Below are 24,912 nucleotides of genomic sequence, written 5' to 3' on the forward strand. Positions count from 1 at the left end.
CAGGTTGTCCACCTATATTATTTGTTGCCTAACTCAGCTTTTAATGCTGTTGTTAAAGCTGGAACGATCTTATTGAGATCACCAACCAGACCATAATCAGCTACGTCGAAGATTGGAGCATCTTCATCTTTGTTGATTGCGATGATCAGGTCAGAATCTTCCATACCAGCTACATGCTGGATTGCTCCGGAAATACCGATTGCAAAGTAGATCTGAGGACGAACAGTTTTACCTGTCTGACCTACCTGTAAATCAACTGGTAACCAGCCATTCTCTACAACTGCACGGGAGCAGCTTACAGTACCGCCAAGTACCTCTGCAAGATCTTCCAAAAGTTTGAAGTTCTCTTTGGAACCAACTCCACGACCACCGGAAACAAGGATCTTTGCTTCCATAATGTTTGCTGTGCTCTTAACAGCTTTTACGATGTTTAAGATCTCAACATATCTGTTGTTTGGTGTAAATCCCGGGTTGTACTCTACAACGTTTGCTTTTGCACCGCTGATCGGAGCGATCTTCTGCATAACACCTGGACGTACAGTTGCCATCTGAGGACGGTTGTCCGGGCAGGCAATTGTTGCGATGGTGTTACCACCAAATGCAGGACGTGTCATTAATAACTGGTTGTGTTTCTGCTCTGATTCTTTACCAGGTGCAGCAACCAGTGGGAAATCACCGATCTCAAGAGATGTACAGTCTGCTGTCAGACCTGTTTTTACTCTTGCAGAAACAGTAGGTCCTAAGTCACGGCCGATAGCAGTTGCACCAACTAACATGATTTCAGGTTTGAACTCGTTAATTACAGATGCTAATGCATGAGCATACGGCTCTGTTCTGTAGTCTTTTAATTCAGGATCATCTACTACGATAACTTTGTCAGCACCATACTCAGCTAACTGATCTGCTAATCCTTTTACACCAGAACCAATTAATACAGCAGTTACGTCTGTACCTAAATCTTTTGCTAAGTCTTTGCCTTTTCCAAGTAACTCAAATGCAACGCCATCTAATACGTTATCTACCTGCTGTGCAAAGACAAATACTCCTTTATATTCTTCTAATGCCATGTTATTCACCACTTTTCCTTTTTTTATTAGATAATGTGTTTCTCTTTGAATTTACCGATCAAATATGCTACGGATTCTGCCGGATCAAGGTTTACTTTCTCACCAGCACCCTTTGCAACTTTATCAGATGCTTTTGCAATCTTAGTAGGAGATCCCTTTAAACCAAGATCAGAATCGTCAACATCCTTTAAGTCTGCTCTGCCCCAAACGGTTACTTCTTTGTCAAATGCATCGAAGATTCCGCCCGGTGTCATGTAACGCGGCTCATTTAATTCAGAAAGAGCAGTTACCAGACAAGGCATTTTTGCTTTTAACTCATGATATCTGTCTTCGTACTGACGTTTTACAACAACAGAATCACCCTCTACTTTGATGTCTGCTGCGTAAGAGATAACCGGAAGTCCAAGATGCTCAGCGATCTGAGGACCAACCTGTGCAGTATCACCATCGATAGCCTGACGTCCTGTGATGATCAGGTCATAGTCTAAGTTACGAAGTGCACCAGCGATTGTGGTAGATGTTGCCCATGTATCAGCTCCACCTAATACGCGGTCTGTTACAAGAACTGCTTCATCAGCACCCATTGCTAATGCTTCACGAAGAACTGCATCAGCCTTTGGAAGTCCCATGGTAAGAACTGTAACTTTTGCTCCTGTCTCATCTTTGATTCTAAGTGCTGCTTCAAGACCAGCTTTATCATCTGGGTTCATGATAGCAAGCATTGCTGCTCTGTCAAGCGTTCCATCCGGGTTGAACTTAACGCCGCCCTTTGTATCAGGAACCTGTTTAATACATACTACGATATTCATGTATTTTTCACTCCTTATGTTTTATATGTTTAAATTTTACGCGGATTGATTCGAAATTACTTTAACAGTGCACCGGAGATTACCATACGCTGGACTTCGCTTGTACCCTCGTAGATCTCAGTGATCTTAGCATCACGCATCATACGCTCTACATCGTACTCTCTGATATATCCGTATCCACCGAATAACTGAACAACCTCAGTTGTAACAGCCATTGCAGTCTCTGCTGCGAATAATTTCGCTTTTGCAGCTTCTACAGAATATACTTTCTGAGTAGCTTTTGCCATTGCAGCTTTGTAAACTAAAAGCTGTGCAGCTTCGATTCTTGCAGCCATATCAGCAAGTTTGAACTGTGTATTCTGCTGCTGTGCGATTGAACGTCCAAACTGTTTTCTCTCTTTTGTATAAGCGATAGCTCTGTCTAATGCGCCCCCAGCGATACCAAGTGCCTGAGCAGCAATACCGATACGTCCACCATCAAGTGTGTGCATTGCGATCGGGAAACCTTTTCCTTCCGGTCCTAACAGATTCTCTTTCGGGATTCTGCAGTCTTCGAAGATCAGCTCATAAGTAGATGATCCACGGATACCCATCTTCTTCTCTTTTGTTCCGAATGAGAAGCCTGGAGCTCCCTTATCAACGATGAATGCAGAGAAGTTTTTCTTCTTTCTGCCTCTCTTATCCTCTGTGATGCTTGTGATTGCGATTACGATATAAACGTCTGCAACTTTACCGTTGGTAATGAAACATTTAGATCCGTTTAATACCCACTCGTCACCATCTAAAACAGCTTTTGTCTGTGCACCCTGTGCATCAGTACCAGCACCCGGCTCAGTTAATGCGAATGCACCTAACTTCTCGCCTGTTGCAAGTGGTTTTACATATTTCTGTTTCTGCTCTTCTGTACCATATGTCATGATCGGATCGATGCAGAGAGATGTATGTGCAGATACAACAACACCTGTGGTTGCGCAAACTTTAGATAACTCTTCTACGCACATAACGTATGTAAGAGGATCACAACCCTGTCCACCATATTCTTTCGGAACCGGGATTCCCATGAATCCGTATTTCTGCATTTTCTTAACCGTTTCTGCCGGGAAAGCTTCTGTCTCATCTGTTTCCTGTGCAAGCGGTTTTACTTCTGTTTCAGCAAATTCCTTGAATAAGGAACGCGCCATTTCATGTTTCTTGTCTAAAGTGAAATCCATGATCTAATTTTCCTCCATAAATATTTATTTTACTGAGCATCGACCGGAGTCTTTGTACGATCAGCATTGTATACATAGAATCCCTTGCCGCTCTTTGCTCCAAGGTTACCACCACGAACCATCTTACGGATCAGTGGGCATGCACGATATTTGCTGTCGCCTGTCTCTTTGTAAAGTACATCCATGATAGCAAGGCAGATATCAAGACCGATGAAATCACCTAACTCTAACGGTCCCATTGGGTGGTTAGCACCAAGTTTCATAGCTGCATCGATACCAGCGATATCGGAAACACCTTCCATTTTGATGAATGCAGCTTCGTTGATCATTGGGATTAAGATACGGTTTACAACGAAACCAGCAGCCTCATTAACCTGTACCGGAGTTTTTCCGATCTCTTCAGAAATTTTCTTAATAGCGGAAACAGTTTCATCCGGAGTATTCACACCAGCGATAACCTCGATCAGTTTCATACGGTCTGCCGGGTTGAAGAAATGCATACCAACCATTGGACGGTTTAATCCGTTTCCGATCTCTGTGATGGAAAGACTGGATGTGTTAGAAGCGAAGATACAATCTGGTTTTGCGATCTCGTCTAATTCTTTGAAAGTAGTTTTCTTTACTTCCATGTTCTCGAAAGCTGCCTCTACGATCAGATCACAGTCTTTGCAAAGGTCTTCTTTTAAACCTGGAGTGATTTTTGCAAGGATGCCATCAACAGCTTCCTGTGTCATTTTTCCTTTTTCTACTAATCTTGCATAACCTTTTTTGATTTTCTCTTTTCCGCCTTCAGCCCACTCCTGCTTGATATCGCAAAGTGCTACTTCATATCCTTCTACCTGAGCAAATGCTTTTGCAATGCCCTGTCCCATAGTTCCTGCACCAATAACGCCAACCTTCATTTCGGTTACCTCCTGAAAATAATTATGTTAACTGTATGTTTGAAAAATGCAATCCCCGGGAAGTCATTCCCCGGGAATTACTATAAAAAACTATTATCTCTCAACGATTGTAGAGCATCCCATACCACCGCCGATGCAAAGTGTAGCAAGACCTCTCTTAGCGTCTCTCTTCTGCATCTCATGCAGTAATGTAACAAGGATACGGCATCCGGAAGCACCTACCGGGTGTCCTAATGCGATTGCACCACCGTTTACGTTTACTTTTGACATATCGAATTTCAGATCTCTTGCTACTGCGATAGACTGAGCTGCGAATGCTTCGTTTGCTTCGATTAAGTCCATATCATCAATAGATAAACCAGTTTTTGCTAATACTTTTCTTGTAGAAGCAACAGGTCCAACACCCATGATTTCAGGCTCAACTCCACCAAGAGCACCTGCTACCCATGTAGCCATTGGTGTAACACCAAGCTCTTTTGCTTTTTCTTCACTCATAACAACGATTGCTGCTGCACCATCGTTGATACCGGAAGCGTTACCTGCTGTAACAAGTCCGCCCTCTTTACCGGAGCAGCATTTTAATTTTGCTAAAGACTCAGCAGTTGTACCGGCACGTGGTCCCTCATCTTTCACGAAATCAACGATCTCTTTTTTCACTTTAACAGGAACCGGAACGATCTCATCATCAAATTTGCCTTCAGCGATTGCTTTTTCACATTTCTGCTGGCTGTTTGCTGAGAACTCGTCAAGTTCTTCTCTTGTAATGCCATATTTATCACATACGTTCTCTGCAGTGATCATCATATGATAGTGGTTGAATGCATCTGTTAATGCATCATTTACCATTGTATCGATGATCGTTGCATTGTTCATACGATATCCAAAACGAGCTTTTGTCATAGCATATGGTGCCATAGACATGTTTTCCATACCACCTGCAACAACGATATCAGCTTCACCTGCCATGATCATGGTAGCTGCATCATTGACACATTTTAAACCAGAACCACAAACAACGTTGATCGTGATTGCCGGAACTTCGATTGGCAGTCCTGCTTTGATTGCTGCCTGACGTGCAACGTTCTGTCCCTGAGCTGCCTGGATTACACAACCCATTTTTACCTCGTCAACCATCTCCGGTTTAACGTTTGCTCTTCTTAAAGCCTCTTTGATAACGATTGCACCTAAGTCTGCTGCTGGAGTATTGCTTAATGCTCCACCCATTTTACCGATTGCGGTACGGCAGGCACCTGCTAAAACTACTTTCTTTGCCATTTTGAATTCTCCTTTCAATTTAACACAAAGCTCTGCTTTTGCAGAGAATTTGTTTCTTTCTCTTTAAAGTTGCCGAAAAATGCTGTTAATTTTTTAACAATCTTTTTTAAAAAAATAAATTCAAACTTTCGGTTGAAATTTATCTTTTTTTCTTTCATTTTAAAAAGCTTATTTGCTATGTAATCAGCTATTTTTCTGCATTTCTTGTACTTTCATATGCTAACATATTTCACAATTAATTGCAATAGCTTTCTTTATTTTTCATCCTTGTAAACAATTTTTTACATCCTTTTTGCTCCATTTTGCGGGGTTTTTTGTTAAATTTTTATCATTTTATCATTTTGTTTAATAAAACACATGATTACCTATAACTGTTCCTTCTATAATGCCGTTATTCACACGAAAATACAGACAATTTGTTGTGCTCGTTCCACCCAGCACCGCCTGTGCTGCACTCATACAATCAGAAGCAACTCCCTGCTCCAGACGGTATGCAAGACGACCGCTGGCAACCGGAGAGAACTGCCCTCCCTGATAAATCACACCGGAAACTGTATTCGGAAAATAGGAACTTCTGACACGGTTCATGATCACGCTGCCCACCGCAAGTTTTCCATCATATGACTCGCCCCATGCCTCACACTGGATGATGGCAGCTAACAGATACGCATCGCTCTGGGCCGGTGCGTATGTCACATTCGACCTGTTTTCCTGTTCCTGCTTTTTGATGGCTGCAAGGCGCGCAGCATCCTCTTTTGCCTTCTGTATCTCAAGCTGCTTTTCGTATTCGATCATTTTCTCGATCTTTGCATCGATCGATTCCACATCGGACTGTGCATCTTCAATTTTCTCGCTGGATTCCTGTATCTTCTTCTGCGTATCCTCGATCAGGCTGTTGACTTTTTCCTGCTCTTTCTGTTTTTCCTGCTGTAATACAGTCAGTTCTTCCTTCTGCTCCTCGAGTTCCTTTTTCTGTTTTTTGATCTGCTCCGTGAGCTCCTGATATGCCGTAAGCATATTTCTGTCATACTGATTGATTGCACTTGTATATTCCGCCTGATTTAAAAATTCTGCGATGGAGGACACATGAATAAGCATGTCCCATACAGACTGATTGCCATTTTCATAAATATACTGAATGCGCACTTTCATATCTTCATACTGTTCTGCAGATCGTTCCTCGGAACGTTTCAGATCTTCCGCCGCCGTATTGATCTCGTCCTCTTTCTGCGCTGCCTGCTGCTCTAACTGGTTCATATCGGAAGTGATCGTATTTAACTGTCCGTTCAGTCCGCTAAGGTCGCTCTCCAATCCCTGTTTTTCATTGGTCAGGCTGTCCACCTGATCTTTCGCATCTTCTTTCTGTTTCTTAAGGTCTGTGATCTGGTCTTTTGCCTTATCAATATCTTTCTGTGTCGTTCCTGCATGGACAGTTGCCGTAACAAGTATGCAGCCGGTCAGTATTCCTCCCAGGATTCTTCTCAAAAAATTGTGTCTCATGCTGTTCCTTTCGGCTGAACAGTAAGCTTTCTGCTACTGTTGTATTTTTCGTTCATTGTATTTCTTCTATTAATATGGTATTATAGCATGTAAAGCACAATATGAATATTAATTTTTTCACATACCATTATTGGGGGAATATTCAGGCATCTGATGTCTGGATATGGTATAAAAAGAGCCTGATAATCATCACAGGGGGAGGATTTACCTATGCAATTTGTAAAAACAGCAGATTTAAAACCCGGCATGAGACTTGCAAAACCAATCTACAATAAGATGGGTGTTCTTCTTTATGAAAGAGACACACTTTTAACCATGCAGGGTATTAACAGTATCGAAAACTTTGGTCTGATCGGTATTTTTATTCTTGAGCCGGCAGAGCCGGTACCGCCTCTTTCCAGAGAGGATCTTGAATTCGAACAGTTCCAGACTATATATGTTTTTAAATTAAAAGAAAATATGGATCGTCTGCAGGCCAATCAAGCACCTGTTTCGCTGAGCGATCTCGTCAGAGACATCCAGACACATTACGGCAGTCTTGATCACAAATTAAATTTTGCACAAAACCTGCGAAGTTCTGCAGATTTTGTTTACAAACATTCCATCAGTGTCGGCATTCTCTGTGCGATGATCACAAATCAGATGCATCTGCCTGCTGCAGAACAGACAGCCCTTATCACAGCTGCGCTTCTCTACGATTTTGGTTATCTGTATGTACCACAGACAGTGTTAGACAAAGGGGATGACCTTACAACAGCAGATAAGGATTTTATCCAGCTCAACTTAGAGCGCGGTTATGAAACACTCCGCCCGGACCGTGGTGATTATAAATTCCCGGTACATACGCTTGATATTATCCAGCAGATCATTTTTAAAAACAGCCGTACTTTAAAAGTCAAAGAACCGGCAGACAATATCCGTCTTCTCGTCGATATTTTAGCAGTAGCGGACGAATTTGACCATCTGACCGCAATGAACATTAACAAACCGCCAATTTCAGAAATTGCTGCCATGGGACGTCTGAAAAAGGATAAAGCCACCTACAATCCGCTCGTACTTTCCGCTTTAGCAGAATGTATCCATATTCTTCCTACCGGTGCATGTGTAGATCTTTCCGATGGCGAAAAAGCCCTTGTGCTTGCAGAGAATCCGGCTGATTTTCTTCATCCGATGGTACTGAAGTTTTCCACAAACATGATATACGATTTAAGTGACCCGGTGATCAACAAATCTTTAAAGATCACAGATATCATGAAAACCATGGACAACCGTATCGCATTGGATAAAGATTCTGTAAAGCATTTTGTTTCCGATGCCTACATCAAAGAAACGGCAGACCGTTTCCGCAAGGTCAAGCTTCAGATTGCACAGCACAATCAAAGTAAACTGGAACAAAAAGCGGCAAGCGCCTTAATGAGTAGTGCATCTGTGATCCCGCAGGATGCTTTGGGCACAGAAAAACCACTGGCCCAAAAGAAACCGCGCAAAAAAATGAAACTCCGTTAATCCGCGCGACTTTTTTCTATATGTTGGAGTGGATATTCCGGCGATATAAAAAACGACATGAAAGCAATTTCTTAACTGCTTTCATGTCGTTTTTTCATGTTGTCGCCAATATCCATATTCCGCAAAAGCAAAAACAGCACGCCTCCTTTTGGATTTGTGCTGTTTTTTCTATATTATAAGATTCAAAAAACTACAAGTTCTTTACGGTCGCAATATCCACCGGTGTCAGATCATCGGTCGCAGTCTCTAAGCTGCGTGCCAACGCATTTGCCGTATCCATTGCTGTGATACAGTAAACACCTGTCTCGATTGCATTTCTCCGGATCAGGAATCCGTCTCTGGTCTTATCACCATTTCCCTGTGTCGGTGTGTCGATGACAAGGTCGATCTTATGTCCTAAGATTAAGTCCATAACGTTCGGTGACTCCTGAGAGATCTTGTTGACACGAAGTGCATTGACGCCGTGCTCCTGTAAATATTTTGCGGTGCTTCTCGTTGCGTAAATCTTGTAGCCAAGTGCCTCAAAACGTTTTGCAACACCGACTGCTTCCGGTTTATCTGCATCTTTTACTGTCATGATCATCTGTTTGTACTTCGGTAAAGTTACGCCTGCGCCAAGGAATGCTTTGTAGAGAGCCTCGTTGAAGGTCTTTGCAATACCAAGACACTCACCGGTTGATTTCATCTCCGGTCCTAAGGAGATCTCAGCGCCACGCAGTTTCTCGAAGGAGAATACCGGCATCTTGATCGCAATGTAATCTGCGGTCGGTGCAAGCCCCGGCTCATAGCCAAGTCCGCGGATGGTATCACCGATAATTACTTTCGTTGCAAGATCAACGATCGGAATACCGGTGACTTTGCTGATGTATGGCACAGTTCTCGAAGAACGCGGGTTTACCTCAATGACATATACCTGCTCATCCATAGCGATGAACTGGATATTGATCAGTCCGATGACATGCAGTGCCTGTGCAAGACGTTTCGTATACTCAACGATTGTCTCTTTTACATGGTCACTGATCGTCGGTGCCGGGTATACGGAAATACTGTCTCCGGAGTGTACACCGGTACGTTCGATATGCTCCATGATACCAGGAATTAAGATATCGGTTCCGTCACATACAGCATCGACCTCGATTTCTTTTCCCTGTAAATATTTATCTACGAGAATCGGGTGATCCTGTGCGATACGATTGATGATACCGATAAATTCCTCGATCTCATCATCGTTGAATGCGATCTTCATACCCTGTCCACCGAGTACATAGGAAGGTCTTACCAGTACCGGATAGCCGAGACGGTTTGCAACTTCTTTTGCCTCCTCTGCGGTAAATACAGTTCCACCTGCAGCTCTCGGAATCTGTGTTTTTTCCAGGATCTCATCGAAAAGCTCACGGTCCTCTGCCGCATCGACATCCTCTGCTTTTGTTCCAAGGATCTTAACGCCCATCTTCATCAGACTCTCGGTTAATTTGATCGCGGTCTGTCCACCAAACTGCACGACAGCTCCGTCCGGGTTTTCCAGCTTTACGATGCTCTCTACATCTTCCGGTGTCAGAGGCTCAAAATAAAGTTTGTCAGCAATATCAAAGTCGGTAGAAACTGTCTCCGGGTTATTGTTAATGATAACCGTCTCCCATCCCTCTTTTGCAAATGCCCAGGTACAGTGTACGGAACAGTAATCAAACTCGATACCCTGTCCGATACGGATAGGTCCGGAACCAAGTACAAGTACTTTTTTCTTCGGATTTGTCTCAATGGCTTCGTTCTCGCTTCCGAATACGGAATAGTAGTACGGTGTGGATGCCTCAAACTCTGCGGCACAGGTATCTACCATCTTGAATGCTGCCACGATACCATTTTCATAACGCATGTCATGGATCTCTTTTTCGGTCTTTCCGGTCAGTTTTGCAATAACGCTGTCCGGGAACTCGATGCGTTTTGCTTCTTTTAATAATTCTACAGTCAAAGGCTCATTCTTTAACTGGTTTTCCATCTCAACCAGGATGGCAAGTTTGTCAATAAACCAGCGGTCGATCTTCGTGATCTCATGGATCTTGTCATAGCTTACGCCTCTGCGCAGTGCCTCTGCGATCACCCAGATACGGCGGTCATCCACTACATGCAGCTGCTCATCTAACTCTTTATCGGAAAGTCCGGTAAAGTCGTAAGACATTAAACTGTCCACATGCTGCTCTAAGGAACGGATTGCTTTCATCAATGCACCCTCAAAGTTATTGCAGATACTCATAACCTCTCCGGTTGCCTTCATCTGTGTGGTCAGGGTTCTCTTTGCCGTGATGAATTTATCAAATGGAAGTCTCGGAATCTTTACAACACAATAGTCAAGCATCGGCTCGAAACTTGCGTAAGTTTTTCCGGTAATTGCATTTTTAATTTCGTCTAAGGTATAGCCCAATGCGATCTTTGCGGCAACTTTTGCAATCGGATATCCGGTTGCCTTGGATGCAAGTGCAGAAGAACGGGATACACGCGGGTTAACCTCGATGACGCAGTACTCAAAGCTGTCCGGATTCAATGCATACTGTACGTTACATCCTCCGGTGATATTTAACTCGGAAATAATATTTAATGCAGATGTACGGAGCATCTGGTATTCCTTATCGCCAAGTGTCTGGGAAGGTGCAACAACGATGGAATCACCGGTATGTACACCGACCGGATCGATATTTTCCATGTTACACACGGTGATACAGTTGCCGTTCGCATCACGCATTACCTCATACTCGATCTCTTTCCATCCTGCGATACAACGCTCTACCAATACCTCTCCGACACGGGAAAGACGCAGACCGTTTGTTAAGATCTCAACCAGCTCGGTCTCGTTATGTGCGATACCACCGCCACTTCCGCCAAGCGTATATGCCGGACGAAGTACGACCGGATAACCAATGGTATTGGTAAACTTGATACCATCTTGTACGTTGTGTACGACCTGGGATGCTGCACAAGGCTCACCGATCTTTTCCATGGTATCTTTGAATGCCTGACGGTCCTCTGCTTTAAAAATCGTCTCTGCTGTTGTACCGATCAGTCTGACATTATATTTTTCAAGTATGCCTTTTTCCTCTAATTCCATACCGAGGTTTAATCCGGCCTGTCCACCTAAAGTCGGCAGTACGCTGTCCGGTTTTTCTTTTGCGATAATCTTCTCTAAGACGGATACCGTAAGCGGCTCAATGTAAACCTGATCTGCAATATCTTTATCTGTCATGATCGTCGCCGGGTTTGAGTTTACCAGCACAACCTCAACGCCTTCTTCTTTTAATGAGCGGCATGCCTGTGTACCTGCATAGTCAAACTCTGCAGCCTGTCCGATTACGATCGGGCCGGAACCAATTACTAAAACTTTTTTTATGTCATGATTTCTTGGCATTAATTCTTCCTCCTAAAATTTGTTAAACAATAACGTAAGAATTTTTCTACATCATCGAAATAAAACGATCAAACAGGTATGCAGAATCCTGCGGTCCCGGACACGCTTCCGGATGGAACTGTACGGTAAAAATGTTTTTGCCTACATAGGAAAGTCCCTCATTGGTTCCATCGTTTACATTCACAAATGCCGGTTTCGCGATCACCGGATCAAGTGTATCCGTATCTACCACATAACCGTGATTCTGGGAGGAAATATATACTCTTCCGGTTTCTAAATCTTTTACCGGATGGTTGCCGCCACGGTGTCCGTATTTCATCTTATGTGTATCAGCTCCGGTTGCAAGTGCCATAAGCTGATGTCCTAAACAGATTGCAAAGATCGGAGTATCGGAATCATATAATTTTTTAATCTCAGCAATGATCTCTTTGCACTCCTTTGGATCTCCAGGTCCGTTGCTAAGCATGATTCCATCCGGATTCGATGCAAGAATCTCTTCTGCTGTGGTATGCGCCGGATAGATCGTCACTTCACAGCCGCGTTTATTTAAAGACTGGGCAATATTATTTTTTGCTCCAAGGTCAAGCAAGGCAACACGCTTGCCTTTTCCTTTTAATACTCGTTTTTCACTGCAGGTAACTTTGTCCACAACATTACCTGTCGTGTATTCTTTTAATCTGGGAATAATTTCTTCTATATTATAGTTATCATTCGTGGTGATCATACCATTCATGGTTCCCTTCTCACGAAGGATCTTTGTCAGTGCGCGGGTGTCGATCCCTGCAATACCAGGAATATCATATTTCGTAAGGAAATCCTGAATTGTTCCCTCCTCACGGAAGTTACTCGGCATCCTTGATAACTCCCTTACAATATATCCGTCCGGCCATGGTCTGCCTGACTCCATATCCGGTGTGATTCCATAATTTCCGATCAGCGGATAAGTCATAACAACCGCCTGTCCCGCATATGACGGATCAGTCAGAACCTCCAGATAACCTGTCATCGACGTATTAAATACGATCTCACTGATGACTTCCCTAGTAGAACCTATACTTGTTCCGGTAAATACATTCCCATCTTCGAGTATTAAATGAGCTTTCATTCGTTTCCCTGTCCTTTCACCTTTTTTCCAAAAAAAAAAACGTCGCCGTTTTTCTTCTTTTTCCATCCAGACAGTCCCCTGACTGAACTTTCCCTTATTAGTACCTATAGTCTTTTTCTTAAATTGTAAAAAGTGTATCATATCATAAGACTTTTTTCAACCTTTTTCCAAAAACAAATAGTACCAAGATTTTATGCATATTTATGTATATTTATACATTATTTCCAAATCCACAGAAAGCGGCAGTATGTGCTGCCCACACGCAGGAAAATTTTATTACCAAAATGTCATACAAGACATACATAGTAACAGGCTTTCCTGATTTTCCCGCAGCAATGGGCAGCCGGCGTCTTATATCATCTTCTGAAACGCAAGGATTACAAACAACACGCCTCCAAGCCACGATACATCGGCTTTCCACCGCTTAGATGCCTGCATGCCAATCCTGCATCCGCAAAGTACTGCACAGAAACTGACGACAAAACTTCCAAGCACCGTAAGAAAAATATACTTTCCGCCAAATCCTGCACCCAGCCCTCCAAACATCCCATCCAGTGACATTGCAAGTGCAAAAAATACAGCCTCCACACACGACATGGTCGCCGAATGGTCGCGGTCTGCCATTACCGGATTGTTGTAGATACTCAGAATAAAACTGAGCTGTGAAAAAGAGATTTTGACTTTCTTACAGAGGAACTTATGACGCTCAATATATTTTCTGATCGCATACTCTGTCAGCTTAAAAATTCCCACTGCAAGCAGTCCGAAAAAACTTAAATATATTGCATATTTTTTTAAAAGTATCCCCTGTAACGCCATCCCCGCATAAAGTGATATCCCTAATATTCCACTGCAGACCGTGCTGATGCATAACGCTGCCACAGATCCGATCTTTATCTGCTCACTCCCACACGCCACACACGCCACAAAGACATCCACACTGACAGCTATGATCAAAAGAATTACCTGCACTTTTTTCTACCTCAGACATAAAACCTTCTGTTTTATCATATGTCAGAGATTCAAAAATGCATCTTTACCTTTGATACTGTTCTCCATTTCCGAATAACTCATTACAAAGAATCAGCCAAAATTCCAGCTTTTCACACTGTTATCTCAGTCAAGTCTTTCGACAATACCAAGGACTTTCTGATAAGCCGCCGCCACCTCATCCAAAAGCGGTTTAAGCTCCCTTTCCGGTTCGCCATCCCTAAGTTCTTCGCATAACTCCTGTGTCGGAATGAGAAGCGGCGTCAGTCCCAGATTCATCGCAAGTCCCTTTAAATTATGTACATGTGTAAACGCCTGCTCATAATCCTTTTCTTCCAGTGCCTTACACAGCGACTCATAATTCGTATCCGTCAGAATCAGTTTTAAAAATTTCCCGATCCTCTCCTCCGTCTTGAGCCGCCGTAAGACCTCCTGTAAATCTGCGTCCATCTCCTTGTAACATTCTTCCAGCGTCATATTTGCTCCCCTTTCGCGTTAAGTTTTTTAGTTCATTATCCAACAAATGATGGTTTATGGGTGATATGAGTCGCCCGTCCAAATGATGTGTTGCAAGTCTGTGAGTGGCTTCTTGCGCAAAGCCGAAGTAATTTTTGTTCCGTTGTACGAAAATAAGAAAAGTCTAAGTGTGCCTGAGTTAGATTTTCGCGGAGTGACGTGACCGGCAACAACGAGTCATCCATGACTCGATGCTGCCTTGTTCTGCCATCCGTGGCAGAACATCACTGTATATCTACAGGCACACTAAGATTTTCTAATTTTCTCCCAAAGTCACAAAATCAGCTTCGGCTTTGCGCAAGATGCCAGCCGTCAGGTTATGAACACCATTTGGGTGGGCGGTTCATCTCAAAACTGGGGGCGTAGGTGCGAATTTTTGATATTCGCACAAATGGAAATATGCTTAAAATGCTAATGTGCTGTATCATTAATATTCAACCTAATGACTTCCCAGATTTTCCATCTGCTACATTGTATTACATGAATTTTTTCGTAAATTTCCAGACCAATAACACAAAATATTTTCAAATGTGTATGGCAATAAATATGAGCATAGTGTTATATATCGAGGTTTTTGCCAGTGTAATCAAAAAAATAATAAACTATTGAATATAGTTATTTGAAAATATTTTTTTAATCAGATTCACACATAAAACACTAAAAATTTACGCACCACCCAAGGTTGTAAAATGAGTTCCCCGGCGAAGGGTGGTTCACAACCTTGCGGCTGGCAAATCGCATCAAGCCGGGACTCGTTTTGTGACTTTGGGAGAAAATTAGCCAATCTTAGACTGCCTGTCCGCAACACAGTGTTGTGCTGCCACGGACGGCAGCACAAGTCTTAATGTGCCCGGATGGCACATTTAAGACGCACACGTCACTCCGCCACAACCTGAACCAGGCAGCCTTAGATTGTCTTATTTTCGGACAACGGAAACAAAACAGTCCCAGCTTGATGCAATTTGCCAATCGAAATCCCCCGGAACCACCCTACACAGGGAAACTCATGTCACCCACAAACCACAATTAGTCGGGTATTTCATAAGATTACAAAAAAAGCAACCCCTGAACCGCCCTCACGTGATTCACGACCTGCTTTTCTTTTTACGCTACACGAATGACATTCAACACTTCCCCATATGCTGCTTTTTTGTTCTCTAAAGCCTCTTCTGTCATCTCTTCTGTTACAAAGCCAAGTTCTCCTGTAACACCCTGCGCATCAATATAGTCTACATTTCCAAATATTTTTTCCACAGATGCCTTATCTGTACCTGACACTCTGACAAAGAAACGGTTCTTTGCGCTGCGGTAATCTACCAGCTCTAATTTCTTTGAACTCCACTCCACCGGTATATTCTTGTCAACATTCTTTGCCATCTCCACAACATCTGCTACAACCGCACTGGCTGTCGGGAGTTTTCCTGCACCGCTTCCATAGAACATTGCATCTCCAAGTACATTTCCACGGACAAAGATTGCATTGAACACACCGTTTACATTATATAACGGATGCTCTTTCGGTAATAAGAATGGGGCAACCATTGCAACATACCCGCCGTCTGTCTTTTTGCTTGTTGCAAGAAGTTTAATGGCTCTTCCCATGGCTTTTGCATATTTAATATCGGTCGCAGAGATATGTGTAATTCCTTCTGTGTGGATATCCTCAAAATCTACCTGCTGTCCACAGACAAGTGATGTCAGAATTGCAATCTTTCTGCAGGCATCATACCCTTCAATATCGGCTGTCGGATCTTTCTCCGCATATCCTTTTGCCTGTGCATCTTTTAATACCTCATCAAAATCAGCACCTTTTTCTGACATTTCAGTCATCATATAGTTCGTTGTTCCATTGACGATTCCTGTGATTTCCTCAATCTCATCAGCAGTCAGACAAGAATTTAACGGACGGATGATCGGGATACCGCCACCGACGCTTGCTTCGAACATAAAGTTAACATTTTTCTCTTTTGCAAGTGCGATCAGCTCTGCTCCTTTTGCTGCTACTAACGCTTTGTTTGAAGTAGTAACATGTTTTCCGGCCTCTAACATTGCTTTTACAAAGGTATAAGCCGGTTCCACACCTCCCATGGTCTCAACGACGATCTTTACCTCAGGATCTTCTGCAATCGTCTTATAGTCGTGTACGATCTTATCCTGGATCGGATCTCCCGGGAAATCCCTTAAATCCAGTACATATTTGATCTCTACCGGCTCTCCGACACGCTTTGCAATGCTGCTCCCGTTGATGTCAAGTACCTCCACGACACCAGAACCAATTGTTCCATATCCCATTACTGCTGCTTTCATTTTTCATCCTCCAAGTTAGTCTGTCAGACAATAGATTCCATCCCCTCGGACAGACTTTATTATCTTTAAATCATTTTACACACATTACATGCCTGATTTATGAACTATAATATATGCTGTATCTGCCATGTCTTATTCTCTTGCGAGAATCTTCACATAATGGATGCCTTCCTGTTCCTCAATGTGATCTAACATCTCAGCCACATCCCCCGTCTGCGGCAGGACATCCACACTGAGCGTAAGAGAAGCGATACCGTTGATCGGTATACTCTGATGGATTGTAAGAATATTAGCATGAAACTCTGCCACTGTCTTTAATACAACGGACAACAACCCCGGTTCATCATCCAACTGGATGACTAATGTGATCGTCCTTCCTTTTGCCGTGTCATGAAATGGAAAAATATCATCTTTATATTTATAAAAAGAACTCCTGCTGATGCCAACTTTTTCTGTTGCCTCCTGCACGGATGCAATCTTACCGGATTCAATCAGCCGCTTTGCCTCGACCACCTTTAAGAGGACTTCCGGAACTGCTTTTTCTTTCAGCACATAATACTGACCTTTTTCTTTCATGTGACTCTATCCCTCTCTTTAGAAATTCATCTGTTGTGTTTGTTGCACGCTGACACTTGTCCTCATGAGGAAGATAATAACATAAAGAGGCTGCATACGCAACCTCTTTTTTATCATGTCAGGAACATTTTTTTATTATGCTGTTAAAATTTTTTACTGCCTCCACCATGTTTTACGCCGCTGCTGCTCGTATGTACCGTACTCCTGCCGCTGTCTTCTGCTTTCTTCTCTTCTATATGACGGTGTGTCACAACAGTGTTCACAAGCACATCGCTGTGTTTCTTTATATTCACTGTTCCGGACTCGTGAGCATCATATTTATATTTGCCATTCCTTAATTTGCAAAATAGTACAAGCACCAGGAATACAATAGCGCCCGGGATCAGTGCTAAAACAACGGAGGTGATGACATATTCTGCCGGCGTGATCTCAATATCCGTCTCCTCATACTCATACTGATTTGACGGGATTCCTTCATCATAATAAACCAGCACATCTTTTAACATTACAGACAGACACTGTTCATATTCTCCATCTGAAATCGGTTCATATCCGTCATTTAAAATATCCTCAATACGCGCATCCGTAAGATACTTAATCGCAATGCCACCGGTAGAAATACAGATTTCACGGTTCTGCATATCGATCAGGAGTGCAACACCATCACCGTTTTCTGCAATCGCATCAAAGAAATCATCCGCATATTCCTGCGTGGTTTTTCCATTTGTGTCATCCGTCGTCAACACCAGGATATTCCATCCGGTCTTCTCTCCCGCAGCATCCAGTTCACTCTCAAGCGTCTCGATTTCTTCCGGTGTCAGAAGCGCAGCATCATCATATACCGTCTGTTGTGGAACATTTTCTTCTGCTGCAAAGCATACATGCTGTCCGCCTGCTGCAAGTAAAATCGTAAACAGCCAGGCAAATACGATACCCTTTAAACATAAAAATCTTTTCTGTCTCATGCTAGCCCTCCCAGTAATAAAATGACCAGTGATACCAGACTGACGATTCCACTGACAAGTGAGATTTTTTTATAGTCGATCGGGAGTTCGCCGTACACCTTTCCAGTCTGTCCGTTCATGGAAAAATAATAGATTTTTTCGTTTTTCGCCTTGTATGTAATTGTCCATACCGGTAGAAGCGTATACGACCACTTTTCTTTTAATGCCCGGAAATCTGCATTTTTTACCGACACGGAACTGTATCCATTTATTTGTTCCCGCATCAGTTTTTCTGCACTCTCATGCGCTTCCTGCTGCACTTTCTTTTCTATCTGTTTTTTTTCAATATCACGCTTTTCTGCCAGAAATCCAGACAGAAATCCAAGCTGAAACTTTTTCACATCCTTAAAATCATAAGGCATTACACCGCAGATCAGCTCCTGATTTGCCTTTCCAAGTGCATTTTCCGTCAGGTTTTCAAGTTTTACATCACCTTCTCTTGATACCTGATAATACTTTGTCTCCGTATATTCCGTGTTTCCGGTTCGCCACACGCGGACATTTCTCGCCTCGCCTTGCATTTTTCCCTCCAGGCTGGTATTGTAATGCCAGTATGGAAAATATACACCTGTGATGCTCTCGACCTGCTTTTTGTTATAAAAGGCACGTGGGACAAATTTTTTCTTGCAGACATAATCTTTGAATCCTTTTTCTGCATCTTCCCTCGACACAGAAAACGGAATCACCTGATCCGGCAGGAATTTACCTTCCAGCCGTCCGCCAAGCACGACCGGATTATGGCAATAATAACAGAAAGTCGCCGCTGTAGTGGCATCCGTCACAATCTGTGCACCACAACTCGGACAGGTATAGGTCACTGCATCAGCTTCCTTCCCTGCTTCTTTATCTGACTCTTTATTTTCCGTGTTATCTTTTTCTGCTCCACTACCTGCTTTATTTCCCGGCTGGCTCTGCTTCTTATCCTCCGGTTTACCTGATGCTTTTCCTGCGCCCGCAGCATCTGCATTTTGAGGTTCCGTCGTCTGTGCCGGCTTCATGGCATCTAACTCTTCCTGTGAAAACAGACTGAAACAATATTCACATTTATACTTTTGTGTGGAAGGATCAAAAATCAGTTCTCCATCACAATTTGGACATTTAAAACTGATCACTGCCATAATTAGTTCCTCGCTTTTCCACAGTTACTGCAGAATTTTCCTTTGTTGACCTGACCACATTCACACGTCCACTCTGCTGCCGGTGCCGGTTTTCCACACTCACTGCAGAATTTTCCTGTATTGACATGGCCGCATTCACATGTCCACTCATTCTTTGGTGCCGGTGCCGGTTTTCCACATTCACTGCAGAATTTTCCCGTGTTGGTGTGACCGCACTCACAGGTCCATGTGCCCGCTGCACTGCCTGCCGGATTTGGCTGGCTCTGGTTCATGGCTCCCGCATTCTGCCCCTGATTCATGCCCCCTGCCATCTGGCTCTGTGCTGCATTTCCATACATCTGCCCCTGCTGATCCTGCGGTGTCTGAAGTGCACCAAGTCCTGATAACGTCTGGTTCATCGCATTCATGCCCATGCCGACTCCCATAAACCCGTTCATGGCTCCTGCAGCGTTGCTTCCCGCATCACGCACACCCTCAGTCAGATTTTTGACTGCCATACCGCGCATTACATTGAAATCACCGCCGAGCATTGCGCCTTCATTTCTCATATTGATGAGTTTCTGTGACTCTTCATCATAAGATACGCTCGCAATACCAACACTCTGGATCTCCATACCACGCATCTGGTTCCACTCTTCATCAAGTGTGGTAGCCATATACTTTCCAAGTTCTCTTGCCTTTGAAGTCACATAGGAAATTCTTGTTCCATCTGCTGACATCTGGTTAATTGATGCCTGCAGTGCCTCTAAAAACTCGGACAGATACTGTTCATTGATGGATGAGATCTCCACATGATCCTGGTTTTTCGGGATGACTTCCGCATAGAACTGCAGCGGATTGGTAACTTTGATGGAATATGTTCCATGGGCACGCAAAAACAGTTCCGCATTATAAAAATTGTCAAAATAATTGATCGGATTTCTGGTACCAAATTTGATTCCTTTGATTTCCTGCAGATTGATAAAAAACACTTTCTGCATCGTTGGTGTCTGACCACCGAATTTGATACGGCTGAAAGTTTCTTTTACCGCTTCTCCAAGTTCCCCGTTAAACATGGATGGCATAGATGAATTATCCACCTTATAATATCCAGGCTCAGCCGTGTAATCTACAACTTTTCCTCCATCTACAAGCATCATAAACTGATTATCATACACATGGATCACTGAACCGTTGCTGACCGTATCCGGTGTTCCCTTCCGGTTCTGTCCTTTTCGGATCAGCACACCGCTCGTAAAGACAGTGTTGTCCCCCATGTCATCTGCTTCGTAAACTTCTAACCACTGATCGGCTAGACCTCCACCGATTGCCTGCGTAATCGCTCTGATAATTCCCATAATTAATCCTCCTTGTTTTGCGGAGCAAAATGCGACTGCCTTTGCAGGAGCAGAGGATTTTTCTCCTTGTTTTGCGGAGCAAAATGCGACTGCCTTTGCAGGAGCAGAGGATTTTCCTCCATTGTTTTCCACCATTTGTTATGAATGATGGTAGTCCGTCTCATCAAAACTATGTAATGTCCATACTTTCAGGTTCAAAAGCGTCACCGCCGAACCACAGTACTCACAGTAAGCTGCGCCGAGATTTGTGATCGGCGCACCGCAGTTCGGGCAGGTAGTTCCGACTGCATTGTCCATTCCTGCAAGTTTTTCATTCTGAATATACATAAGCTGTACATTATATCTGGTCTGTTCCGTCAGCTCTTTACTGCCGCTTAAGACTTTTCCCGCTTTTTCACAGTAATGCAGATACCCGACTGCACTCTGGAATGTAATCACACAGGTACCCTGCTTTTTCTCATAACCAGCAATCTCCGTCTGATGAATCTGTATCTGTTCGTAGTGCTCTGTGACTGACTCCGTCTCATTTTCACGGATTCTGTTTTTGATCTGCGCTAAAAACTCTTCCGAAACGCCATCTTTTATCTGTCTTTCAAAAATGCCGGCATCTGCGGCAGAGATTGCCTGCAATGCCAGCATGAGTGCATTTTCCACTTTATCCTTAAACTGTTCGATATGAAAATCAGGAAAATCCCTCTGGATCTGCGGCAGAAAAATCCGTGTCATCGCAGAAACGGATTTCGGCGTTACCGCAAGCTCTTTTGCCTGTTGTTCTAATCCCTCTGTGATGGAATCTGTGCCAAACGCCATGCGGGACAATCTACGCAGTTTTTCCCGCACGATCCGGTATGCCGCATATCCCGCACCACAGGATATGCAGACAACAAAGACAATCACAAGGAGCGTGACAGTTCCCTTACTCATCGTCTCCTCCAAGTCCCTTCGGGCATCCAAGTGAAAGCCATTTCAGGTAACCATTGATAAAAATATCGATCTTTCCATCCATGACGCTGTCTACATTTCCGGTTTCTACACCGGTTCTGTGATCTTTTACCATCGTATATGGCTGCATAACGTAAGAACGGATCTGGTTGCCCCAGCCGATCTCTGTCACTTCGCCACGGATATCTGCAGCTTTCTCTGCATTTTCCTGCTGCTTTAACAGATACAGTTTTGCCTTTAACATCTGCATTGCCTTATCCTTATTCTGGAACTGGGAACGCTCATTCTGGCACTGTACCACAATTCCGGTCGGAATATGCGTAATACGGATTGCGGAAGATGTCTTATTGATATGCTGTCCACCGGCACCACTCGAACGGTAGGTATCGATCCGCAGATCGTCCTCATTGATCTCGACATCAAGATCTTCCTCGATATCCGGCATGACATCGCAGGATACAAACGATGTCTGGCGCTTGCCGGCTGCATTAAACGGTGAAATACGAACCAGACGATGTACACCTTTTTCAGATTTCATGTATCCATATGCATTCTCTCCGTTGATCTGGAATGTAATGGACTTGATACCTGCTTCCTCTCCGTCAAGAGAATCTAAAACCTCCACGGAAAATCCTTTGTCCGATGCCCATCTTGTATACATACGATAAAGCATTGCCGCCCAGTCACAGGACTCCGTACCGCCTGCTCCTGCATGTAACGAGACGATCGCACCATCGGAATCATACTCACCGGATAACAGAGTCTTGATACGGATTCCCTCATAGGTCTTCGTAAATTCATCGAGCATTTCCTGGATCTCTGGGATCAGGGAAGCATCATTTTCCTCATATCCCATCTCGATCAATGTCTCAATGTCCTCAAACTCTGTCTTTAAGTCGGCATAAGTTGCGACATCATCCTTCATGCTCTTTAATTCTTTCATTTTTTTCTGGGAAACAACCGGATCATCCCAAAAACCGGGATCTTCCATTTCCCTCTCTAATTCCTGGATCCGCTGCTCTTTATTAGCCAGGTCAAAGTGAATCCCTCACTTCCTGCAGCGGTTCCCTGTATGTGTTCAGGGTCACTTTAAATTGATCAAGTTCTACCACAGTATCACCTCTTTCTGATATTTAAGATATATTTCTATTGTAAAGTATGCGCTCTTTTTGCGCAATGCCTTCTCCATATTTTTAAGAGAATCGCAAGAAGTAAAAGACCTATTGCTGTTCCCGCTGTATCAATGCAGACATCCTTAAACTGTCCGGAACGCCCTGGGATAAACAGCTGGTGGATCTCATCTGTCGACGCATAACAAAAATTGAATCCAAGTACTGCAATATAATGCATTTTCCCCTGTATTCCACACGAACCCAAAAATGCAAATGCGATCCATCCTAAAATTGCATATTCTGTCATATGTGCAGCTTTCCGGATTGGATATTCAATATTTCCTGCTATCTTTCTGATCTGTTCTGCTGTCAGTCCCCAGTTAAAAATATCATCTGTATCTTCAACCAGACGGTATGAGATCGTACCGCTGATCTCGGAAGATTCCGTCGCTGGCTGATTGGAAAACCAGAATATGATAAACATCCAGCATATCAGCATGATTCCCAGAATCAACCGCATTACTGTTTTGTTCATTTTCCGTTTAATTCCTCCGTGAGTACTTCCACTGCTTTCTGGATCTGGTTATCATATTTTACATCATATTCCGTTCCATCCGGATCTAAATATTCATATTCCAACTCAATATCCGGATCAATTCCAACACTGTGGATATAGTTTCCATTCGGCGTAAAATATTTTGCTGTGGTAAGTTTCACTGCATCCCCATCTTCAAGTGGGAAAATAGTCTGAACGATTCCTTTTCCAAATGTAGTTGTTCCGATCAATGTGCCATATTTGTAATCTTTAATCGCTCCGGCTAAAATCTCAGATGCACTTGCACTGTCTCCGTTGATCAGCACTGCAAGTGGATATTCCATGTAAGTGTCTCCACTTGACGTATATGTTTCGCGGTGACCGTTTTTGTCTTCCGTGTATACAACTGTGCCTTCCGGAAGAATATCATCTAAGATCTGCACAACAGCGGTAACGAGTCCTCCACCATTATAGCGCACATCCAAAACCATTGCTTTCATTCCCTCTTTATCTAACTCTGCCACTGCTTTTTCAAACTGGTCTGCAGTCTCTGTCTCAAAAGAATCAATATGGACGTAACCGATATTATAGTCAAGCATCTGTGAAGACACACTTGGCAGTGTTACATTTTTACGCTCTACATCAAAAGATAAATTTTCCCCGGTAGAAGGACGGTATACTTCTAAATGTACCGATGTCCCCTCCTCACCACGGATCAGTTTTACCAGTTCCGTCACTTCCATGCTTGTGGCATCTGTTCCGTCAACCGAAGTGATCACATCATCTGCAAGCAGTCCTGCTTCATCCGAAGGTGTTCCTTCATATATCTTGGAAATTGATACTACCATCGTATCCGGGTCCTGCCGTAATCCCGCACCGATTCCATAATACTGTCCGGTTGTGCTCACCTGCATCTGTTTATAATCTTCTGCATTATAATAGACGGAATATTTATCCCCAAGACCGCTTATCATGCCCTCATACAGTCCGTCCTGTAATTCGGTATCATCCACCTCGTCATAATAGTACATATCTGTATATGCTTTCAGTTCATTGATCTTCTGAACCGTTTTTGCATCCAGGATCGAGTCCGTCTTACCAGATGCATTCGTTATGTAGATTTTTGCTCCTGTTACTTTTGTAACTACGCTCAGTGCGACAAATCCAACGAAAATCGTCCCTGCAATACCGCAGGCCACACCTTTTGCCATCTGTCCTTTTTTGCTTTTCTTCGGTTCTCCGATTTGCTCTGGCATAATCTCCGGAACCTGCTGCTCATTTTTATTTTCCATATTCTGTCTCCATTCCTGCGCTGTTTTTATGTTGATTTTTATGCTGCCGTTTTACGCTGCCATTCACACCTGTTGTGTGACCAGCCGCATTTTTATTTCATATTGCCTTTTATACTACACTCCACATTACTTATCATATCATTCATATGTGAAGATTCGCTGTCCTACTACATCGGGACAAAATTTCCCATGAAGCTTCGGATTTCGGATGTCAAAAGGTGGTTCACAACTTAGCGGCTGTCAAATTGCACAAGGCAGAGACTGCTTTTGTGACTTTGGGAGAAAATTAGAAAAGCTTAGTATGCCTGTTGATACACAGTGATGTTCTGCCACGGATGGCAGAACAAGGCAGCATCGAGTCACGGATGACTCGTTGTTGCCGTTCACGTCACTCCGCCACAACCTAAGCTC

The 24,912-nt window shown here is 43.4% G+C and carries 20 protein-coding genes; 1 reads left to right on the forward strand and 19 read right to left on the reverse strand.

Going from position 1 to position 24,912, the window contains the following annotated elements; all coding sequences use genetic code 11:
* Window positions 1-17: 17 nt before the first annotated feature.
* The 6 genes from ACDD58_RS01835 to ACDD58_RS01860 all read right to left on the reverse strand — a co-directional run bounded on the left by ACDD58_RS01835 (window position 18) and on the right by ACDD58_RS01860 (window position 6,749).
* The gene (locus tag ACDD58_RS01835; RefSeq protein WP_370775390.1) at window positions 18-1,067 is read right to left on the reverse strand and encodes an electron transfer flavoprotein subunit alpha/FixB family protein; all 1,050 of its coding nucleotides are present in this window, start codon (window positions 1,065-1,067) and stop codon (window positions 18-20) included.
* Window positions 1,068-1,093: 26 nt separating this feature from the next.
* Window positions 1,094-1,876, reverse strand: a complete 783-nt coding sequence (locus ACDD58_RS01840) for an electron transfer flavoprotein subunit beta/FixA family protein (protein ID WP_006855163.1) — start codon at window positions 1,874-1,876, stop codon at window positions 1,094-1,096.
* Window positions 1,877-1,932: 56 nt separating this feature from the next.
* A complete protein-coding gene (locus ACDD58_RS01845) occupies window positions 1,933-3,087 on the reverse strand; it encodes an acyl-CoA dehydrogenase (protein WP_370775391.1) in 1,155 nt (384 codons plus the stop codon).
* 29 nt (window positions 3,088-3,116) lie between these two features.
* Window positions 3,117-3,989 carry a 3-hydroxyacyl-CoA dehydrogenase family protein gene (locus ACDD58_RS01850; protein WP_015520873.1) on the reverse strand — a complete coding sequence of 291 codons (873 nt, stop codon included), beginning with the start codon at window positions 3,987-3,989 and terminating at the stop codon, window positions 3,117-3,119.
* Window positions 3,990-4,082: 93 nt separating this feature from the next.
* Window positions 4,083-5,264, reverse strand: coding sequence for an acetyl-CoA C-acetyltransferase (locus tag ACDD58_RS01855; protein WP_015560964.1), 1,182 nt, complete (start codon window positions 5,262-5,264; stop codon window positions 4,083-4,085).
* Between the two features lie 345 nt (window positions 5,265-5,609).
* Entirely contained in the window at window positions 5,610-6,749 is a 1,140-nt protein-coding gene (locus ACDD58_RS01860) for a cell wall hydrolase (RefSeq protein ID WP_243442205.1), read from the reverse strand.
* Window positions 6,750-6,974: 225 nt separating this feature from the next.
* Between ACDD58_RS01860 and ACDD58_RS01865 the strand changes: the two genes are divergently transcribed.
* Window positions 6,975-8,270, forward strand: a complete 1,296-nt coding sequence (locus ACDD58_RS01865) for an HD-GYP domain-containing protein (RefSeq protein WP_006855174.1) — start codon at window positions 6,975-6,977, stop codon at window positions 8,268-8,270.
* Window positions 8,271-8,460: 190 nt separating this feature from the next.
* On the opposite strand, the gene carB is transcribed toward ACDD58_RS01865, so the two are convergent.
* The 13 genes from carB to ACDD58_RS01930 all read right to left on the reverse strand — a co-directional run bounded on the left by carB (window position 8,461) and on the right by ACDD58_RS01930 (window position 24,501).
* Window positions 8,461-11,667, reverse strand: coding sequence for a carbamoyl-phosphate synthase large subunit (gene carB, locus ACDD58_RS01870; RefSeq protein WP_195441660.1), 3,207 nt, complete (start codon window positions 11,665-11,667; stop codon window positions 8,461-8,463).
* Between the two features lie 46 nt (window positions 11,668-11,713).
* The gene (locus ACDD58_RS01875) at window positions 11,714-12,772 is read right to left on the reverse strand and encodes a carbamoyl phosphate synthase small subunit (RefSeq protein WP_370775394.1); all 1,059 of its coding nucleotides are present in this window, start codon (window positions 12,770-12,772) and stop codon (window positions 11,714-11,716) included.
* Between the two features lie 351 nt (window positions 12,773-13,123).
* On the reverse strand, window positions 13,124-13,744 hold the full coding sequence (locus ACDD58_RS01880) for a manganese efflux pump (protein ID WP_117922278.1): 621 nt from the start codon (window positions 13,742-13,744) through the stop codon (window positions 13,124-13,126).
* Window positions 13,745-13,888: 144 nt separating this feature from the next.
* Window positions 13,889-14,239, reverse strand: a complete 351-nt coding sequence (locus ACDD58_RS01885) for an Hpt domain-containing protein (RefSeq protein WP_370775396.1) — start codon at window positions 14,237-14,239, stop codon at window positions 13,889-13,891.
* 1,143 nt (window positions 14,240-15,382) lie between these two features.
* The gene (locus ACDD58_RS01890) at window positions 15,383-16,585 is read right to left on the reverse strand and encodes a homoserine dehydrogenase (protein ID WP_370775399.1); all 1,203 of its coding nucleotides are present in this window, start codon (window positions 16,583-16,585) and stop codon (window positions 15,383-15,385) included.
* Between the two features lie 132 nt (window positions 16,586-16,717).
* Window positions 16,718-17,161, reverse strand: a complete 444-nt coding sequence (locus ACDD58_RS01895; protein ID WP_249752575.1) for an ACT domain-containing protein — start codon at window positions 17,159-17,161, stop codon at window positions 16,718-16,720.
* Window positions 17,162-17,304: 143 nt separating this feature from the next.
* Window positions 17,305-18,126 (reverse strand): YgcG family protein, encoded by an 822-nt coding sequence (locus ACDD58_RS01900; RefSeq protein ID WP_117922510.1) that lies wholly within the window; start codon window positions 18,124-18,126, stop codon window positions 17,305-17,307.
* The gene (locus tag ACDD58_RS01905; protein WP_117922509.1) at window positions 18,123-19,283 is read right to left on the reverse strand and encodes a TFIIB-type zinc ribbon-containing protein; all 1,161 of its coding nucleotides are present in this window, start codon (window positions 19,281-19,283) and stop codon (window positions 18,123-18,125) included. Before ACDD58_RS01905 ends, ACDD58_RS01900 begins: the two co-directional genes overlap by 4 nt.
* Before the next feature lie 2 nt (window positions 19,284-19,285).
* A complete protein-coding gene (locus tag ACDD58_RS01910) occupies window positions 19,286-20,620 on the reverse strand; it encodes an SPFH domain-containing protein (protein ID WP_370775402.1) in 1,335 nt (444 codons plus the stop codon).
* Window positions 20,621-20,758: 138 nt separating this feature from the next.
* Window positions 20,759-21,544 (reverse strand): TIM44-like domain-containing protein, encoded by a 786-nt coding sequence (locus ACDD58_RS01915; protein ID WP_370775404.1) that lies wholly within the window; start codon window positions 21,542-21,544, stop codon window positions 20,759-20,761.
* Window positions 21,537-22,674, reverse strand: a protein-coding gene (prfB, locus tag ACDD58_RS01920; RefSeq protein WP_370775406.1) for a peptide chain release factor 2 whose coding sequence is annotated in 2 segments (ribosomal slippage) — window positions 21,537-22,598 and window positions 22,600-22,674 — 1,137 coding nt in all. Because the reading frame shifts where the segments join, the coding sequence is not laid out codon by codon here. The genes ACDD58_RS01915 and prfB overlap by 8 nt, the downstream gene beginning before the upstream one ends.
* Before the next feature lie 34 nt (window positions 22,675-22,708).
* Window positions 22,709-23,209: a VanZ family protein gene (locus ACDD58_RS01925; RefSeq protein WP_117922505.1), complete on the reverse strand. Its 501-nt coding sequence runs from the start codon at window positions 23,207-23,209 to the stop codon at window positions 22,709-22,711.
* Window positions 23,206-24,501: a S41 family peptidase gene (locus tag ACDD58_RS01930; RefSeq protein WP_118209826.1), complete on the reverse strand. Its 1,296-nt coding sequence runs from the start codon at window positions 24,499-24,501 to the stop codon at window positions 23,206-23,208. The genes ACDD58_RS01925 and ACDD58_RS01930 overlap by 4 nt, the downstream gene beginning before the upstream one ends.
* Window positions 24,502-24,912 lie beyond the last annotated feature (411 nt).

Origin of the sequence: Roseburia sp. (assembly GCF_041325975.1) — a bacterium.
Classification (GTDB): domain Bacteria; phylum Bacillota; class Clostridia; order Lachnospirales; family Lachnospiraceae; genus Roseburia; species Roseburia rectibacter.

What these genes read in the sequence shown, in the direction of transcription:
- ACDD58_RS01835 (WP_370775390.1), bottom strand. Translation starts at nt 1,067, where the DNA reads ATGGCATTAGAAGAATATAAAGGAGTATTTGTCTTTGCACAGCAGGTA.
- ACDD58_RS01840 (WP_006855163.1), bottom strand. Translation starts at nt 1,876, where the DNA reads ATGAATATCGTAGTATGTATTAAACAGGTTCCTGATACAAAGGGCGGC.
- ACDD58_RS01845 (WP_370775391.1), bottom strand. Translation starts at nt 3,087, where the DNA reads ATGGATTTCACTTTAGACAAGAAACATGAAATGGCGCGTTCCTTATTC.
- ACDD58_RS01850 (WP_015520873.1), bottom strand. Translation starts at nt 3,989, where the DNA reads ATGAAGGTTGGCGTTATTGGTGCAGGAACTATGGGACAGGGCATTGCA.
- ACDD58_RS01855 (WP_015560964.1), bottom strand. Translation starts at nt 5,264, where the DNA reads ATGGCAAAGAAAGTAGTTTTAGCAGGTGCCTGCCGTACCGCAATCGGT.
- ACDD58_RS01865 (WP_006855174.1), top strand. Translation starts at nt 6,975, where the DNA reads ATGCAATTTGTAAAAACAGCAGATTTAAAACCCGGCATGAGACTTGCA.
- carB (WP_195441660.1), bottom strand. Translation starts at nt 11,667, where the DNA reads ATGCCAAGAAATCATGACATAAAAAAAGTTTTAGTAATTGGTTCCGGC.
- ACDD58_RS01875 (WP_370775394.1), bottom strand. Translation starts at nt 12,772, where the DNA reads ATGAAAGCTCATTTAATACTCGAAGATGGGAATGTATTTACCGGAACA.
- ACDD58_RS01885 (WP_370775396.1), bottom strand. Translation starts at nt 14,239, where the DNA reads ATGACGCTGGAAGAATGTTACAAGGAGATGGACGCAGATTTACAGGAG.
- ACDD58_RS01890 (WP_370775399.1), bottom strand. Translation starts at nt 16,585, where the DNA reads ATGAAAGCAGCAGTAATGGGATATGGAACAATTGGTTCTGGTGTCGTG.
- ACDD58_RS01895 (WP_249752575.1), bottom strand. Translation starts at nt 17,161, where the DNA reads ATGAAAGAAAAAGGTCAGTATTATGTGCTGAAAGAAAAAGCAGTTCCG.
- ACDD58_RS01900 (WP_117922510.1), bottom strand. Translation starts at nt 18,126, where the DNA reads ATGAGACAGAAAAGATTTTTATGTTTAAAGGGTATCGTATTTGCCTGG.
- ACDD58_RS01905 (WP_117922509.1), bottom strand. Translation starts at nt 19,283, where the DNA reads ATGGCAGTGATCAGTTTTAAATGTCCAAATTGTGATGGAGAACTGATT.
- ACDD58_RS01910 (WP_370775402.1), bottom strand. Translation starts at nt 20,620, where the DNA reads ATGGGAATTATCAGAGCGATTACGCAGGCAATCGGTGGAGGTCTAGCC.
- ACDD58_RS01915 (WP_370775404.1), bottom strand. Translation starts at nt 21,544, where the DNA reads ATGAGTAAGGGAACTGTCACGCTCCTTGTGATTGTCTTTGTTGTCTGC.
- ACDD58_RS01925 (WP_117922505.1), bottom strand. Translation starts at nt 23,209, where the DNA reads ATGAACAAAACAGTAATGCGGTTGATTCTGGGAATCATGCTGATATGC.
- ACDD58_RS01930 (WP_118209826.1), bottom strand. Translation starts at nt 24,501, where the DNA reads ATGGAAAATAAAAATGAGCAGCAGGTTCCGGAGATTATGCCAGAGCAA.